Here is a 16,755-nt window from a genome sequence, read left to right on the forward strand (position 1 = left end):
CAACAGATAACTTTTCTAGCTGCCAGAGGCTAGTTGTAAACCCTCGGCTATAGGGCCTAAAGCGAGAACGGGAAAGAAAGTCAACACTCCTAAAATTAGTGTTACTCCAGCAGCAATCCCGGTGAATATCAAAGAATCAGTTCTTAGAGTACCAGGGGTTTCTTGTACTTGTTGTTTGCGAGACATTCCGTCAGCTAACAGCAGGATGGCAAACATCGGAATGTAGCGTCCTACTATCAAGCTAACTAAAGTACTCAAGTTCCACCATAAGGTGTTATCTTTCAATCCTTCTAAGCCAGAACCATTATTTGCCCCGGCTGAGGCATATTCATAAACTACTTGGGAAATGCCGTGATAGCCAGGATTGCTAATTCCTGCTAGGGAAATTGGATAAGCTAAGGCGATCGCGCTGGGAATCAAAACTACAATTGGGTGAACTAACAACACTACGCTGGCAAGGACGATTTCCCGTTTTTCAATTTTGCGTCCTAAGAACTCTGGGGTACGTCCCACCATTAGCCCAGTTAGAAAAACAGTGAGAATTAAGTAAATGAATAAGTAAGCTGTGCCAGTTCCTTGACCGCCCCAGATAATTTGAATAAACATATTGAACAGAGTCGAAAATATTCCTTGCGACATTAAGGAATCGTGCATCCCGTTGACAGCACCACACATGGTGGCGGTGGTCATAACTGCCCAAAATGCCGTTTGTGCCCAACCAAATCGCACTTCTTTACCCTCTAAATTTGGTTGTTCTAATCCAAAGGATCTGTTAACTACGGGATTACCTTGTAGTTCTCCCACGGCTGTGACTCCAACCAGAACTACAAAAATTACAAACACCATCCAGAAAAGTAACCACGCTTGTTTGATGTTGTTGGCAAACACGCCATAAGTGTAAATTAAGGCTGCTGGGATGGAAATCATGGTGATCATTTCGATTAAATTAGAAGCGCCATTAGGATTTTCAAAGGGATGGGCAGAATTAGCACCAAAAAAGCCGCCGCCATTCTCACCCAACATTTTGATTGCTTCAAAGGATGCTACCGGGCCTCTAGCAATATACTGGGTTCCTCCCTCCAAGGTTGTCACATCCATAGTCCCAGCTAATGTTTGCGGTACACCTACTACAACCAAGGCGATCGCACTAATGATTGAAATTGGTAGCAATATGCGCGCGATCGCACGGGTAAGATCGACGTAAAAGTTACCTAGTCGTTTACCCGTCAATCCCCGAATAAAAGCAATTCCCACTGCTAAGCCGGTGGCTGCGGAGGTAAACATCAAAAAGCCTAAAGCCGCCACCTGACTAAAATAACTTAAAGTTGTCTCACCAGCATAATGTTGCTGATCGGTATTCGTTAAAAATGAAATCGTTGTGTGCAACAATACATCCCAACTAATCACACCTAAGCCGTTAGGATTCCAGGGTAAGAATCTTTGAAAATATAACAGTAAATATACTGTAACTCCCATAATCAAATTAGTGCAGAGTACAGCCCGGATATATTGCCACCCCGTCATATCATCTTTTTTACGGACACCCGCTAGTACGTATATACTTCGCTCTATCGGGTTGATCAAGAAATCAAGCAGTGTTCTTTCTCCCATGAAGACACGCGCCATGTATCTTCCAAATATCGGAGTAATTGCTACAACGATACACAGCGTTAAGCCGATTTGTAAAAAACCTTGTCCCATTTTATGCTCTATATAAACTTAAGTGCTAGCAAGCCAATTCTTAAAAATAACAGATTAACTGTTGGTATATTTCATTTCTAGTGACTTGGCAATATCTCATACCATTTTGAATCAAAGAATTTTATATTTTCAATATCTTTGCCATTTTCTGGCAGTTGGGTTAAGGAAACGAAACTAAGCCACCAATCGAGGTATTTTTCAATTTAGCGAAGACATTAGACCTCTTGGATAAATATTTTTTGTCTCACGCAGAGGCGCTCCAGAAGAGAACGGGGAGAAAGACTTTTGCAAGAGGTCTATTATTAGCTGAACGCATTCACCGTACTAATCCCAGGGTTGTAAAAAAAACTGTATCAAAGTTTCGTTCTAAAAGGCCAAAACACAGAGGTACTGGACAACGAGTCGAAGCTTCGAAATTTAAAGTCATTCATCAGCTTTTGAGCCTTAACTGAACCGTATTGGAGCAAAAACCCTATTTTCTCGTTACTCCTCCCTCTCCTAAAAGGCGAGGGAGGCTGAGAGGGAGAGGTCTGTCGAACTCACGTTAATTGAAAATCAGAGTTTCGGCTATTACTTGTGTAAGTTGTATCCAGCACAAAGAGGGTTTTTCGCTAGATGTAGCCGGACGCCATTGATTTGGCACGATTTTTGCACAAGAGTATTGTGACCTCTCCATTGCTCACAAAATATCACTAAAGACTTATGCAACAACAGCGAAGACCGAGTAAGAAGAGTTTGCGATCGCTTGATTACTTAAATATATTTCTCGCAGATGTGCGCGATGGTGTTGGCCCATATCTGAGTATTTACCTAAAAGCTTCAGCAAATTGGAACCCTGCCCAGATTGGATTGGCGATGTCAGCTTCGTCAATTGCCACAGTTATTGCTCAAACACCAGCTGGTGCATTGATTGACAGGCTACGTCAAAAACGGATGTTGATTGTACTGGCGGCTGTATTTGTTTCTATCGGCTCTATTGCTATGGGCTTGTTCCCCAATTTGCCTGTTGTCCTCGGTTCTCAGATTATGATTGGGATTGCTGCTGCAATTTTCCCACCTGCAATTACTGCTATTACTCTGGGACTCGTAGGACATGAGAGATTAGATAGGCGGGTAGGTCGTAATGAAACATTTAACCATACAGGAAATCTGCTAGCTGCTACTCTCGCTGGTTTAGTAGGTTACTTTATTGCACGCAAGGCAATATTTTTCCTAGTTGCAGCTATGGCTGTGGGCAGTATTATTTCGGTGAGGATGATTCGTGAAAGAGAGATTGACCACGAATTAGCGCGTGGAGATGGTGAAGAGGGCGAAGAAGGCCAAGAGGAGGATAATGAAAAACATCAGCAGCCATCTGAAGGCATATTGCAATTATTAAGCGATCGCAAAATCTTATTCTTTACTATTGCAGTCGTTCTGTTTCACTTTGCCAATGCTGCTATGTTACCGCTAGTTGGTCAAGAATTGGCACAGGGTAAAGGGACAAGTGACACAGTTTATATGTCTGCTTGTATCATTGTCGCTCAGTTAGTCATGATTCCAGTGTCTAACTTGGCTGGGCGTTTTGCACATACAGCCCGAAAACCCATATTTTTGCTGGGCTTTGCCGTTTTACCGATTCGAGGAGTGCTGTATACGTTTTCGGACAATCCCTATTTTCTCGTTTCTGTACAAATTCTGGATGGTATTGCAGGCGGGATTTTTGGTGTGCTTGCCGTGTTGATGGTAGCTGATTTGACTAAAGGTACGGGACGCTTTAATCTTACCCAAGGGATGCTTAACACTGCCATTGGCGTTGGTGCGGGTTTGAGCAACGTGTTAGCTGGGTTTGTGGTTAAAAGTGCTGGTTACAATGTTGGTTTTTTGATTTTAGCAGCGATCGCAGTTGTGGCTTTAGCAGTTTTTTGGTTCTGTGTACCTGAAACAAAAACAGGAATTAATAGAAAAGCATCACATCAAACCGCTTAGGGCAGTCATTAATTATTAGTCATTAGTCATTAGTTATTAGTCATTAGTCCAAAATAAACCCGCCCACTCTTTAACATGGTTTGAATTAGCCCCATGAAAGACAAAGTTTTTCCACCCACAAGGGGCGAGGTATGCACTAAAATCCAATGACAAATGACCAATGACTAATGACTAATGACTACTTAATCAAAAGCATTTAGCAAAATCATGATTGTTTTGAGATACATCATCATTGGATTGACTTATATCGGTTTGGGTTTAGGATATATACCTGGTTTGCGGATGAACCGAGCCAGTATTGCTTTAGTTGGTGCATCTTTGCTGATGGCATTTGGGGTATTAGACCTCAAAGAAGCATGGCAAGCGATAGACTATAAAACGCTGATTTTCCTGTTTGGCATGATGGTAATCAGCACAAATTTAGCTTACGCTGGTTTTTTTCAACTAACCCTTGATACAGTTACACACTTCACCCGCAGCCCTTTAGGTTTGCTAATTGTTTTAACTTTCGGCAGTGGAATTCTCTCCGCTTTTTTTCTGAATGATACCATAGCTCTAATTTTGACTCCTTTAGTTCTTGGTTTAACCCAAACTTTGAACCTCAATCCGATTCCTTACTTACTTGCCTTGGCGGGAGCAACTAATCTAGGCTCAGTAGCTACCTTAAGTGGCAATCCACAAAATATTCTGATTGGTTCCTTCTCTGGTATCAGCTATCTCGATTTTGCGAAAGCATTGACTCCCATTGCATTAGTAAGTTTGTTAATCCAAATTGGGTTATTGTGGTGGCTTTATCCTGAGGTTCGTTCTACTAAGTCTTGTCCGAGTGTAACCCCCGTGCGTTACCGCATATTTAAACCGTTGCTTACTAAAAGCCTAGTAATAACAGGAGGATTATTAATTGCATTTTTAATTGGGATACCTCCAGCCCAAGCAACACTTGTAGCTGCTGGTTTACTGTTCATTACTAGGCGAATCAAACCGCAACGAGTTTTAAATAAAGTAGATTGGGATTTACTGGTGATGTTTTCTGGACTATTTGTTGTGACTGCTGGAGTAGAAAAATTAGGAATATTGAATTTATTTAGCGGTTTAGTTTATAACCCCTTGAGCATATTAGGAATTACTGCTCTGCTTTCAAATTTAGTTTCTAATGTTCCAGCAGTATTGTTATTACAACATTTAATTCCTCATCCAGACACGAATACCTGGTTACTATTAGCAGCAGGATCTACTTTAGCTGGTAATTTAACTTTGTTAGGTTCAGTTGCCAATTTAATTGTTGCTGAGGCTGTTGCAAAACTTGGTTATCAATTGTCATTCTGGGAACATCTACGTTTTGGTCTACCGCTAACTGTCGTGACTCTTATCCTGGCTTATTTTTGGATTTAGTTATTTGTCATTGGTCATTTGTCATTTGTCAAGAATCAAACTTAAAATTTCAAGCTCAAAGGCGCAACTTCGAGGTTCAAAGGTGCAACGTTCAGGCTCAAAGGCTCAACGTTCACCTTCAAAGGCTCAACTTTGATATTTCAAAAGACTTCCTTCCTGCTTTTGCTTCCCATCTTTTTATCAGTAAACTTGCGTTGATGTGATGACTTTATTCCGGCAATTTTACGGTATTTTGTAACTGTTCTGCGAGTGATTGGCAGACAAAATCGGATTTTAAAAAGCTGGGCTAATTGCTCATCAGTATAAGGATTGGCGGGTGATTCTTCTGCAATTAACTGTATTAGCATCTGTTGGATTTGTTGAGGAGTACGTCCGCCTACTCCTATAGGAACACATAGTGAATGCAGCGAAATTATCCGACTGTTTTGGTTACAAACTAATATATACCGTCCCCGCACAATCCGGCTGACTGTAGAGTTACTAAGTCCTACCGATTGAGCTACTAATTGCTGAGGGGTAGATACTAAGTCTAATTTATCCCAACTCTGCAAAAAAGCTTGCTGTCGCTCAACTAAAAATTTCCCAACTTTGAGCAGATTTTCCTGCCATTGTTGCAAAGCTGTGAGTAAATTTCTAGCTTTTTGTAATAATGCTTCTAGTTGTTGGGTATCTCGCCTTGCTTTTGGTGATTCCTGCAAAAGCTTTATGGCTTCGGAATTCAGACAAAAACGTTGTTTGACTTCATAGGCTAAAGAAATTTGCCAACTTCCAGCTATTAGCTCAATTTTTAAATCAGGGGTGACAATGGGAGCATCGCTACCACCGAAGTTTCTGGCAGGACGGGGTTCTAATTCTTGAATTTTATGAATAGCATCGGTGATTTTCTCAATATTAATATTAAAATATTGATGATTTTGGTGCAGTTCTTGCAATAGTGATTGACAATTATGCTTTGACTCGGAAGAATTACCAATACAATTTGCTATGTCTTCTAAATAATTTTTAACTAGTAGAAAAGCTAAACTTTCAGGCTGGTTTTTGAGTTGTATTAACAAACATTCTTGTAGGGTTCGCGTACCAATTCCAGGTGGATCTAAACTTTGGAGAAGAGGAATAACAGCCTCTAGTTCTTTTGCACTCCAGATACTACCATCTGCCCAAACTTCTGGAGTTTCTTCTAAGTAACCTGAGTTTGATAGCCACTGAGTTAGATAGGTTAAGGCTTCACGTTGTTTGTATGGTATTGACAAAGCTGATATTTGTCCAAGAAGATGCTCGCTTAAACTTAATTCCTGGGCGATGGGACTATACCAATTAGGTAGAATATCATCTAAAAGTGCTTCGCTGTTCTGGAAATCAGAATTTTCTACTATAAATGGATTGTGTTTAGATTCTTCTTGAAGATAGTCGAATACTCGCTTACCATCCCACGGCAAGAAGCGAACTAAATACTGTAGAGTTGGGTAAATAACTGTTTGAGTTTCTAGGTGTGTTTCTAGTGTAGATGCTGAATTTAAGGAATTCATGATACGAACCGCAGAGGCGCAGAGAACACAGAGAGTTGGGAAAATGGTTAAACCAAGGATATTTTGCTATAAATTCCATTGTTTCTTTTTTTGTTCAAAGCTTTCGACAGAAATTCCTAATGCTTTGTGGGGTTCTTGGGGATAAAGTGCTAAAGCATGACGAATAAAGTTTATTTCTAACTGAGCGATCGCTTGTTCTAAATTCAAATTCATCTGATATTTTTGATTAAAAATGAGATGCTCTGAAAGGATGGTTCTTCCTCCAGAAAAAACTACTGCTCTCTCTAAAGTATTTTGCAGTTCTCGCACATTCCCTGGCCAAGCGTAATCTCTGAGTTTTTCTAAGGCTGTTGAGGTAATTGCTAAATTTTTAATTCCATTTCTGAGAGCAATAGAACTTAAAAAATATTGGGTAAGTTGTTCTAAATCTTCGGGGCGATCGCGCAAAGGTGGTAGTTCAATTCGTACTACATTAAAGCGATAGTAAAGGTCTTCTCGAAACTGATTCAGGCGTACCAATTGTTCTAAATTCCGATTGGTGGCAGCTAAAATGCGGACATCTACAGTTTTGGTTTGGTTACTACCCAAGCGCTCGAAGGATTTATCTTGTAATACTCGCAACAATTTCCCTTGAATTATCTGGCTCAATTCTCCGACTTCATCCAGAAAAATTGTACCGCCATTGGCTTGTTCAAAGCGACCAATTCGCAAGTGATTCGCTCCAGTGAAGGCTCCTTTTTCGTGACCAAATAATTCTGCTTCTAACAAATGTTCTGGAAGGGCTGCACAGTTAACTTTTACTAAAGGGCCGCGACTGCGAGGGCTAGCATTATGCAGTGTGGAAGCGACCAACTCTTTGCCAGTACCTGATTCGCCGACAATTAAAACTGTGGTGTTTCCTTGGGCAAGTCTACCAATAAGTTTAAAAACTTCTGCCATTTTAGGCGATCGCCCCAACAGTTCTTCTGGTTGTCCGAGATTTTGAATATTTGCTTCACCAATTTGCTCGGCGGATGCTTGGGAATGAGCTAAAGCTTTTTGCGCCAAGTTGACTAAATCTTCTAAATCGAAGGGTTTAGTTAAATAATCATAGGCTCCCAACTGCATAGCTTCAATGGCTGTACGACTTGTTCCATAAGCTGTCATCACAATTACTGGCAGTTCAAACAACGTTTTGCTACCTAAAGCTTTCAGAACAGCATTACCCTGAGTTTTGGGCATTTTCAAATCTAGAAATACCAAGTCAGGACGAGATGTGGTATTTTGTTGAATTATCTTCAGTCCTTGTTCTCCGTCTCCCGCCTCTAGTACGTCGTGGCCTTCATCTTTTAAAATCTGCGCCATCGCTTGACGCAAAGCTTTTTCATCATCAATAATCAAAATCTTAGCCATCGTTATGATTCTTCGGTAAGTAAACGCTAAAAACGGTGCAACCTGGTTGAGATTTCAAATCAATATGCCCTCCGTGTCGCGTGACAATCTCGTGGCTAATGGCTAAACCTAAACCTGTTCCTTGGGGTTTTGTAGAATAAAAAGGATCAAAAATGCGATCGCGTTCTTCTGGTGCTAAACCTGCGCCAGTGTCTTTTACCCAAGTCACTAAATAGTCTTGCTCTTGGCTGACACCAACCTCAACTTCGCTTTCTGGTGGACTTGCTTGGATGGCATTTAAAATTAAGTTAACCATCACCTGTCCTAACTCTCGGTGGCGTAGTGGTACTTGGGGCAAAGGTTCAGCAGCAGAGCGATAAAAAAGTGTTACTCCCTGTTCTTCGGCTTTGAGACGTAATAGAGAAACTGATTCAAAAGCGATCGCTTCTAGGGAAGTTGTTACCATTTCTTCTTGCTGATTTTGGTCAAAATACAATAGCCGTCGCACCAACATCTCTAAACGGTCTACTTGTTCTAGTAAACTAGCGATCGGTAAAGTCGTAATTCCCTGCTTTTTTAATTGCCGTTCTGTATATTGCAAATTGAGGCGCATACTAGCTAAGGGATTGCGGACTTCATGAGCTACTCCTGCTACCAGTTGTCCCAGAGAAGCCAAGCGCTCAACTCGGTGCAAGCGCTGCTCTAACTCTTGGCGATGGTATTGCATACTATTAATTGCAGTTCCCAACAGTCCCATTTCTGCGGGTAGCGCAGGAATTAGCGAAGCTTTATCCTCTTCCATTGCTTTAATACTTTGCTGGAGTCGCTGCACTCCCCACTGTAGCTGTAAGGCAATATAAAAAGTCCAAACTCCTACAACTAAAATTCCTAAAACTACGAAAACACTTAAAACTTTTTGATTGCTATCTTCTAGACGAGGCATACGTTTCATCGTCCACACTGCTCCCCACAGAGGTAGAGGGTCAGCACGCAGTACCAAAATATCAAGACCAGGGTGCACTACTAATTCTTGAGGTAAACCTTGGCTTGTGGCTGTGCGAGTCAATTGCAAAATTGTGTCTCGTTCAGCAGGAGGAATATCTTTTTTGGGGACAGGACCCCCGTGGGTAGGATAGGCATAGCCTAAAAGCTGGTCTTGTTGCAGCAGATAAAATCCCCCTTCTACCCTTGGGAAAGCAGTTAGAGCATCGATTGAAAGTTCCGCCAACGGCTTACCTGGCTTTGGTGTTTGCCCAAGATTTGATTCCCAAAACAGCTTAATTAGTCTGGTGTTGGCAAAAGCTAATTCTCTCTGATTTCTGGCAACAACAGCACCTTCCAGACTTTCAAATAGTTGTACCACTAACCATAAAGCAGCTCCACTTAAACCTAAAAAAAGGATACTGAGGATTGTTAGCTGTCGCCGGAGTGTCCAACGTTGAGATAACACAATAGGTTGCATGGAATAAGGGTTAGAACTTATACAAGTGCAAAAACTATGCCAAATTCCAGTTGCTCGTCCAAGAAGGAAACAGGGAATAGGGAACAGTTTTTCCTATTTCCTATCCTGGAGGGAGTAAAAGACCCCTACAACTATCAAGTAGCAAGTTATGTGTTGGTTTTAAATCCCCATACATTACATTCTGTTCCCTGTTGCCCGTTCCCTGTTCCCTCTTTATTTTTCATCCTGCCTTATTAGCTAACGAGTGTCTTATATCTATGGCACGAGTTTTGCACTCTTACAGTTGTAGTTAGCAATTAAATTGAATTAAAGCAGATGAATAACTCTAAAGTTCGCATTCCGAAAGAAATTGCTCCCGATGTTTTCGCTCTAGCGGCTCAGTTATATGCTCAACAAAATCAGGATTATTCTTTAGAAGAAATTATGCAGGCTGGAGCAGAAGTACAAATTCCTCCAGAGGTGATTCAACAAGCAATACAGCAGATTCAAGCCAAGCAAATCCGAGATCGCGATCGCCAACGCAAGTTAAAGTTAATTTTAACTAGTGGCGGCATTGGAGCAGCGATCGCACTTTTCGGTTTTTGGACATACAATACTTTTGCTAGTAATGCTACACCAAGCGGGCGATCGCTAGAAGCTAATCTCCCAAGTGCCAATTTAGCCAATGCTAATCCTCTAAATATTCCCCCAGCACCCCCACCAGAATTACCCCCCACAGCCGGAACCACTTTCACTGGAGAGGTAAAACAGTATCTTCTCAACCCTGAAGGTAAGGTGGATGGGCTATTACTCAATAACGGGCTACAGGTGAAATTTTCTCCCCAGATGGCGGACAGTTTAGTACGGATAATTACCCCAAACACGAAAGTGAGCATTTTTGGTGATCCTGGCTTTTCCACTCGCTTTGGACAGGAAGTGAGAGCCAAAAGCATCACCAATTCTCAAACTGGACAGACTTTAGTCGAACAACCTCCCACAATCGCCCCCCAACCACCCAGCTTGAGCAACTACAGTACCTTATCTGCACAGGGAACTGCTCAGAATTGGTTAGTGGGACATCGAGGAGAAATTAACGGCGTTATTATTTCTAATGGCACTATTGTCAAGTTCCCGCCCCATGTAGGTGAACAGCTAACCAGTATGAGTATGGCGAACATCAAAAACACAATTCAAGCCAAAGGATTTGGCACTCGCAATCGTTACGGCCAGATTTTAGAAGCTACAGCATTGTCAGTTAATGGGCAATCTGTATCTTTGCAACCAAAAGCTATCACTGAACCGTAATCCCTCTTTTGTTACTACGGGGTAAGTATAATCAGTAAGAAAACCAGAAACAGTAGCTATTTATTTGCAGGCGTTGCTGAATTTGAGTATGAAATTTAAAAATTAACTCTTCTCAACTCTTACTCTGTGCGACTCTGTCTTGGAAAGTTCTGATGCCTGCGGCAAGCCCTACGGGTTCGGGGGATCGCAATCGACGGAAACCGCAAAGACCGCGACCCCCTCACCACAAAGCGTCTACGCCGGAAGCCACCGCTCAGACTTTCAGCTGCGCCTGTGCGTGAAATAAATTCATATTTGAAATCAGCAACGCTTATTCGCAGAATCCACTGAATATTCCACTATGCTGATTGCTAAAGCGTAGTATTTATTTTATAGTACTGTACGGATAACAAACAACAAAGTTTTTGCCAATTTCAGGTAGAGATGATCGAAGAAATAACTCGCCGCAAATTTCTCGCCACAGCCACCTTGGCGACAGGTTTTGCTTTAGCAGTGCAACCGATTTCTGCTGGAGTCATTACCACTGATAGCAAGGGATTAGTCGCTGGTAGCGTGAAAATTCCCGTTAAAGATGGCGAAATTCCTGCGTATCGAGCAGTACCGGCCACTGGTGAGAATTTCCCAATTGTTCTGGTAATCCAGGAAATTTTTGGCGTACACGAGCATATTCAGGATATCACTCGCCGCTTTGCCAAGTTGGGGTATTTGGCGATCGCTCCAGAATTATTTATTCGTCAAGGTGATGTCTCCAAGTTGAGCAGCATAGACGAAATTCGCCCAATTGTTGCCAAAGTACCAGATGCTCAAGTGTTATCCGACCTTGACGCCACATTAGACTGGGCTGTGAAATCAGCCAAGGGTAATGCCAATAAATTGGCAATTACAGGCTTCTGTTGGGGTGGTCGCATTGTCTGGCTATATGCAGCACACAATCCCCAAGTGAAGGCGGGTGTGGCTTGGTACGGGCGACTCGTGGGCGATGCTACCAAACTTCAGCCTAAGTATCCCGTGGATATTGCCTCAAAACTGACAGTCCCAATTCTCGGACTCTATGGTGGTCAGGATACAAGTATTCCCTTAGATACAGTAGAGCAAATGCGCGATCGCTTGAAGTCAAGCAGCAGTAAATCTGAGATCATCGTTTACCCCAATGCACCCCACGCCTTTTTTGCTGATTATCGTTCCTCTTACCGCGAAAAAGAAGCTAAGGACGGTTGGCAGCGCCTTTTAGCGTGGTTTAAGAGTCACGGAGTGCAATAAACTGTTATATTATTGGGCATTGGCTATTAGTCAAACAAGTTTGGATGAAAAAATTTGAGATTTTAAATAGTCAACCAACAACTATCTGATTTGAGCATGAGTCAAAGCGAGATAAGACAAAAGATAGCTGCTTTAGTAAAAATTACATCTATAATTTTAATCCTCGGTGCCATAGGGTTAGAGTTAGCAAACATTTTTGGGATATTAAACACTAACAATACTCCCAATATTTTTACTCTAATTTTAGGGATAGCAAGATTTGCACTTATAGCTCATTTCTTAGAGGGAATAATGGCAGCTATTTATGCAGGTTCAAAAAGTCAACTGCCATTACAATATGGAATTTATACTTTTTTCGTAGGTACAATTGGCTTAGTGGAACTATTTAAGCAAGAAAATAGACATCAGACTCCTATTTAATTTTTGAAGTGGGTAATTAATTGTTTGGAATAATATAAATAAATCTAAAAAGGTACTAGCTCCCTAACCTACACAAATTTATTTTCTGGTTTAACTAAACTTATTAAAATAAAAAGTCAACTTCAAGTTAAAAGCTACTATCAATAGGTAGGGAAAAATCACGAGACCATTCATTCCAAGAACCAAAATAATTTTTGGCAGAAATTCCTGCCTCTTCTAAGGCTATCAATGTATTAGCAGCCCTTGAACCCTTAAAGCAGTAGATGTAGACAATGGAATCTGAAGTAATACCTACTGATTGACAAATTTCTCGGATTTCATCTGGCGAGCGAAATGTGGGGATTTCTGATTCACAATTCATTAGACGATGCCACTCTAACCAGACTGCGTTAGGGATTCTACCTTTGCGAGGACAAAAATCGGGATTGTAGGGAGAAGAACTTAGCCCAAGCCATTCTGAACTGTCGCGCACATCTAATTTAATAATTGCTGGATTGTCAATTGCTTGCAACATCTCGGGGGTAGTTACCATCATGTCAGCATTGGGATGCAATCTAAATATGCTACTTTCACGTTTTGGTACTTCATCGGTAGTAGGTAATCCCGCTTTGAGCCATGCTCTATATCCACCGTGTAAGATAGATACTTGAGTGCAACCCAAATACTTTAGTAAGAAAGCTGCTCGACAAGATTGACCATAACCTTTATTTAAAGCATCTTCATAAATAATTAGCTGTTCTGTACCAGATATTCCTACCCTACTCATTATTTCTGCAAAATACTCTTGCAATTTCTTTAATCCTGCTGGGTGGGAATTCTCTAAAAGATATGTGAAAAAATCTCTAATATTTATAGATTGAGGAATATGAGAATTAGCATAATCTTCTGGACTTCGCGTATCTATAACGACAGTTTGTAGTGATTTTTCTGCTAACAGTGATGCGAGTTCTTGAGCAGAAATGAGGAGTTTTGTATTCACGCTTTCATGCTGATGTTATTTTCTCATTAGGCATTATCGCGCTCGGCAGATTTGCGTTTTGAAATGCAAATCACAAAAGCATGAATGTTAAATGTTAGGAGATAACTATTATAGGTATAGCAGGAGGCAGTTCGCGTAGCGTGTCGAAGACAAGGTAGAAGGCAGGAGAGAAGAAGGTTTAAGCCTATTTTATTTTTCTACACCGTTCTACTTAAGTGAGGTATAAAATTCAGGACTGATTGAGCACAGAAATGGATCTTACTGAGTGACTAATCTCAAGTCTGTAGCGACTAATCCCAAGTCTGGAGCGGCTAATCTCAAGTCTGTAGCGGCTAATCTCAAGTCTGTAGCGACTAATCTCAAGTCTGTAGCGGCTAATCTCAAGTCTGGAGCGACTAATCTCAAGTCTGTAGCGACTAATCCCAAGTCTGGAGCGACTAATCTCAAGTCTGGAGCGACTAATCCCAAGTCTGTAGCGACTAGGAAAATGATATTACAGCAGTTTGCAAGTAAATGAGGTACAAATGCAGGACTTAAAATTAGATATAAAAAGTTTTTACCTCCAGCATAGCTGCCTCCTGCCTCAAAACTCGTAGCTTTGTACTTCATGCAAAAGAAAACTGCGGTATATGATGTTGGGCTAATTAGTTATGATTCAATACGGTTGAGTTAAAGGCTAATTTTCCAAAATTGTGGGTTTTCGAGACGCGATAAATCGCCGTCTCTACAAGTGTTTTGGTCTTATCTGAACTGTATTGAGTTACAATTAGCAGATATCTGTGCAAAAAGTAGGAAACTCTCTTTTCTCCTGCCTCCTGCCGTTTTCACAAGCAGTCTTTAACCAGACACAATATTATTTGGTGATTTACTGTTGCATACGGGCAATCACACAGTGTATAACTTTAACTTCATTGACAATTCGCTCCAGTTCTGTGGATAAGGGAGTTTGTTCTCGAACGGCTTGTAATGTAGGAGTAGTTGAAGTGTTGGGATTTGTGGCAATCTCTGATAATCGAGCAGTATGTAGCTGTTGAATTTGATCGTGAATTGCTTCGAGATAGTTATCAAGTGCTGGTAATTTTTGGGGTGGCTGTCCTTGTTGCAGGGCGGTTGCTAAGTTTTCCAAAACTTGGATAATGCTATCACTGAGTCGGTTGAGGTCAGTAAATTGGTACTCGCCGCTAAATTCGCGGATATCTTCTGCCAGAGTTGTCACTGAACTGAAAAAGCCACGAATGTATACCATCAGCGTCATTACGGGTTCAATTTCTCCCTGGACGTGACGAGGTTCGCTGAACAATCTTTGAGCTGCGGCGGTAGCGTTGGCGTTTTCTAGTGCCGCTTGATAACGTAGCGTATTAATAGAGTCAGTAGATGTACTCTGTTTTCGCTGGAGATAGGTAGCTATCACCTGCTGAAAGTAAGCGAGATTAGCTCGAATTGTCTTTTCTAATTGTGCTGGAAGTTGCTGTCGTTCCCAACGGGGAAAAAGCAAATAGCTGCCAAGCAGTGCTAAGACACCCCCAATGAAGCTATCAACGATACGCAATATGCCAATCTTCCAGTCACCCGCACTAATCAGGTTGAGCAGTAAGATGATGGCKGGAGTGAGCAGTATGATGAATGTGCTGTAGCTTAAGGCTCGTAGTGACGTTGCAGTAAACACGAGCAGCAAGAAACAAACTGCGATCGCTAATTGATTTTTAACTACTAAAAGCAGAGCTATACTAATAATTCCGCCCAAAATAGTACCGATGACTCTTTGTACAGTTGTCTCGGACGTTCCCCCAAAGTTGGGCTTGAGTGCAACTAAAGCTGTTAGCGTTATCCAGTAACCTCTAGGTAGTTGTAATACTGAGGCCAGTAATTCTGCAAGCGTTGTTACCAATGCTAAGCGCAATGCATGACGAAACAGGACTGAATCAAAAGTAAAGTTATTTCGCAGTGTATCAATAATTGCAGAGCGCTCTGACTGGCTTGAAGGAGAAATATTTCGCTGGGCAAAGCGGCGCTGTTTTCCCTGTTTAAAATCTGCAACAATCTCTGCATCAGTATGAATTTGCTGTGCCAGATTTGTCAGACTGGCTACAATCTTCTTCAAGTTGAGTAGTTGGGCATATTCATCTGTGTGAAGATTTATAGTTTGATTAATAATTTGAGCGCGGAGAACTTGCGACTGGTGTTCTAGTGCTTCAATAGACCTATCTGAATCTCCCAAGCCAACTAAGCTTCTTTCTTTGACAATTGCTTGTGATAACATTTGCACAGCAATAGCCAACTGTTCTATCGCTTGCTGAATTTCTCTTTGTAATCGAAAATATAGTTCACCTGTGGATGCGATGGCCAACAATTCACTCAATACGACAACAGAATTGAGAATTTGATTTACATCCTCAATTAACACAATTAAATAATTTCCCCGCAGGTTAGCTCCTTTTTGCCTATTCCACATAGCTGTCCAGACGCTACGGGCAAATGTCAAATCTTGGATGACAATATCTTGAGCTTGCAAAAATCTTTGTCCCCACTCTTGAGGATCTTGGGGATTTAATGCTCTCTCCCTTGCCAAGTTTACAAATTTGCTCAATGAGTCATAACATTTAGCAACCACCTGTTTTGCTGGTGCATCAGGACGCACTACCCACAGCCCTGATGACAAGATAGTTGTCCACATTCCACCAGCTAAACAGAGGGCAGAGTTTTGGATCAGAGTAGATAAATTAGAGAATGAAGCGAACTTAGCAAGCGCGATCACAAACATAATTGAAGTGACTAAGCTCACAGATGCAGCCACACTGCCATAGAGACCTGCTAAGCCTGCGATAAATATTACCAAGAATGTTGCTGGCACAACTAACCACAGATGACTGCTAACCAGACTTGCAATCAGGAACACCACAGTTATCCCTATGGTTGCTGCTATCATGGCGATCGCTTTTTGGCGGTAAGTTCCCTCAACATTTACCATCCCAACAAACCAAGCTGCCATAGTGGCGATCGCACTTGTGGCAGCATGACCAGTAATAAATCCAATTCCAATGGGCACACCCAATATCAAAAGGCTACGTAATCCAGAGAAAATGTCGGGTTTACCTGGCTTGAGTTGAAATTGCTGCAACAACCAACCCGCAGCACGTTTATCTGTAAATGACATTATTTAGGCTAGGGACTATAAGAATGCAGATCGTTTCTTACAGCATTTTACCCAGATATGACTATGTGGGGAATAACTGTAATACAGCAGTTTTCATTTACATGAAGTACAAAGTTACGTTACGGGTTTTGAGGCAGGAGGTAAAACATTACTATTCCTAACATCTACACTTTCAAGATGTCCTAACCTTCAATTCGCTTGCTATACTTAATTTTTTCTCAGAAATTTCAGCAAATAT

General features: G+C 41.4%; 13 protein-coding genes. 6 read left to right on the forward strand and 7 right to left on the reverse strand.

Translation table 11 applies throughout. The features are described from left to right. Positions 1 to 15: 15 nt before the first annotated feature. The gene (kdpA, locus tag FCR06_RS13745; protein ID WP_138500517.1) at positions 16 to 1,701 is read right to left on the reverse strand and encodes a potassium-transporting ATPase subunit KdpA; all 1,686 of its coding nucleotides are present in this window, start codon (positions 1,699 to 1,701) and stop codon (positions 16 to 18) included. A gap of 702 nt (positions 1,702 to 2,403) precedes the next feature. Here kdpA and FCR06_RS13750 point away from each other — a divergent pair. Both FCR06_RS13750 and FCR06_RS13755 read left to right on the forward strand, forming a co-directional pair. Further along, the gene (locus tag FCR06_RS13750) at positions 2,404 to 3,669 is read left to right on the forward strand and encodes an MFS transporter (RefSeq protein ID WP_138500519.1); all 1,266 of its coding nucleotides are present in this window, start codon (positions 2,404 to 2,406) and stop codon (positions 3,667 to 3,669) included. A gap of 207 nt (positions 3,670 to 3,876) precedes the next feature. Continuing rightward, a complete protein-coding gene (locus FCR06_RS13755; RefSeq protein WP_138500521.1) occupies positions 3,877 to 5,061 on the forward strand; it encodes an anion transporter in 1,185 nt (394 codons plus the stop codon). 140 nt (positions 5,062 to 5,201) lie between these two features. Here FCR06_RS13755 and FCR06_RS13760 read toward each other — a convergent pair whose 3' ends face one another. The 3 genes from FCR06_RS13760 to FCR06_RS13770 all read right to left on the reverse strand — a co-directional run bounded on the left by FCR06_RS13760 (position 5,202) and on the right by FCR06_RS13770 (position 9,420). Next, positions 5,202 to 6,587 carry an RNA polymerase subunit sigma-54 gene (locus FCR06_RS13760; RefSeq protein ID WP_138500523.1) on the reverse strand — a complete coding sequence of 462 codons (1,386 nt, stop codon included), beginning with the start codon at positions 6,585 to 6,587 and terminating at the stop codon, positions 5,202 to 5,204. Positions 6,588 to 6,653: 66 nt separating this feature from the next. Continuing rightward, positions 6,654 to 7,979 (reverse strand): sigma-54-dependent transcriptional regulator, encoded by a 1,326-nt coding sequence (locus tag FCR06_RS13765; protein WP_138500525.1) that lies wholly within the window; start codon positions 7,977 to 7,979, stop codon positions 6,654 to 6,656. After that, on the reverse strand, positions 7,972 to 9,420 hold the full coding sequence (locus FCR06_RS13770) for a sensor histidine kinase (protein WP_189523416.1): 1,449 nt from the start codon (positions 9,418 to 9,420) through the stop codon (positions 7,972 to 7,974). The genes FCR06_RS13765 and FCR06_RS13770 overlap by 8 nt, the downstream gene beginning before the upstream one ends. 315 nt (positions 9,421 to 9,735) lie before the next feature. Between FCR06_RS13770 and FCR06_RS13775 the strand changes: the two genes are divergently transcribed. From FCR06_RS13775 to FCR06_RS13785, 4 genes are all read left to right on the forward strand, one after another. Continuing rightward, positions 9,736 to 10,704 carry a hypothetical protein gene (locus tag FCR06_RS13775; RefSeq protein WP_138500526.1) on the forward strand — a complete coding sequence of 323 codons (969 nt, stop codon included), beginning with the start codon at positions 9,736 to 9,738 and terminating at the stop codon, positions 10,702 to 10,704. Between the two features lie 152 nt (positions 10,705 to 10,856). Then, the gene (locus FCR06_RS34250) at positions 10,857 to 10,985 is read left to right on the forward strand and encodes a hypothetical protein (RefSeq protein WP_262984668.1); all 129 of its coding nucleotides are present in this window, start codon (positions 10,857 to 10,859) and stop codon (positions 10,983 to 10,985) included. Between the two features lie 145 nt (positions 10,986 to 11,130). Beyond that, complete coding sequence (locus FCR06_RS13780; RefSeq protein ID WP_138500727.1) at positions 11,131 to 11,964, forward strand: dienelactone hydrolase family protein; 834 nt, start codon at positions 11,131 to 11,133, stop codon at positions 11,962 to 11,964. 96 nt (positions 11,965 to 12,060) lie between these two features. Next, the gene (locus FCR06_RS13785) at positions 12,061 to 12,384 is read left to right on the forward strand and encodes a hypothetical protein (RefSeq protein ID WP_138500528.1); all 324 of its coding nucleotides are present in this window, start codon (positions 12,061 to 12,063) and stop codon (positions 12,382 to 12,384) included. Between the two features lie 127 nt (positions 12,385 to 12,511). Here FCR06_RS13785 and FCR06_RS13790 read toward each other — a convergent pair whose 3' ends face one another. From FCR06_RS13790 to FCR06_RS13800, 3 genes are all read right to left on the reverse strand, one after another. After that, positions 12,512 to 13,363, reverse strand: a complete 852-nt coding sequence (locus tag FCR06_RS13790) for a sulfurtransferase (protein WP_138500530.1) — start codon at positions 13,361 to 13,363, stop codon at positions 12,512 to 12,514. A gap of 258 nt (positions 13,364 to 13,621) precedes the next feature. After that, a complete protein-coding gene (locus FCR06_RS13795; protein WP_138500532.1) occupies positions 13,622 to 13,972 on the reverse strand; it encodes a hypothetical protein in 351 nt (116 codons plus the stop codon). A 256-nt stretch (positions 13,973 to 14,228) separates the two neighbouring features. Then, positions 14,229 to 16,517, reverse strand: a complete 2,289-nt coding sequence (locus tag FCR06_RS13800) for an FUSC family protein (protein ID WP_138500534.1) — start codon at positions 16,515 to 16,517, stop codon at positions 14,229 to 14,231. Positions 16,518 to 16,755: the final 238 nt, after the last annotated feature.

The sequence above is a fragment of the Nostoc sp. PA-18-2419 genome, assembly GCF_005869855.1.
In the GTDB taxonomy this organism is placed as follows: domain Bacteria; phylum Cyanobacteriota; class Cyanobacteriia; order Cyanobacteriales; family Nostocaceae; genus Nostoc.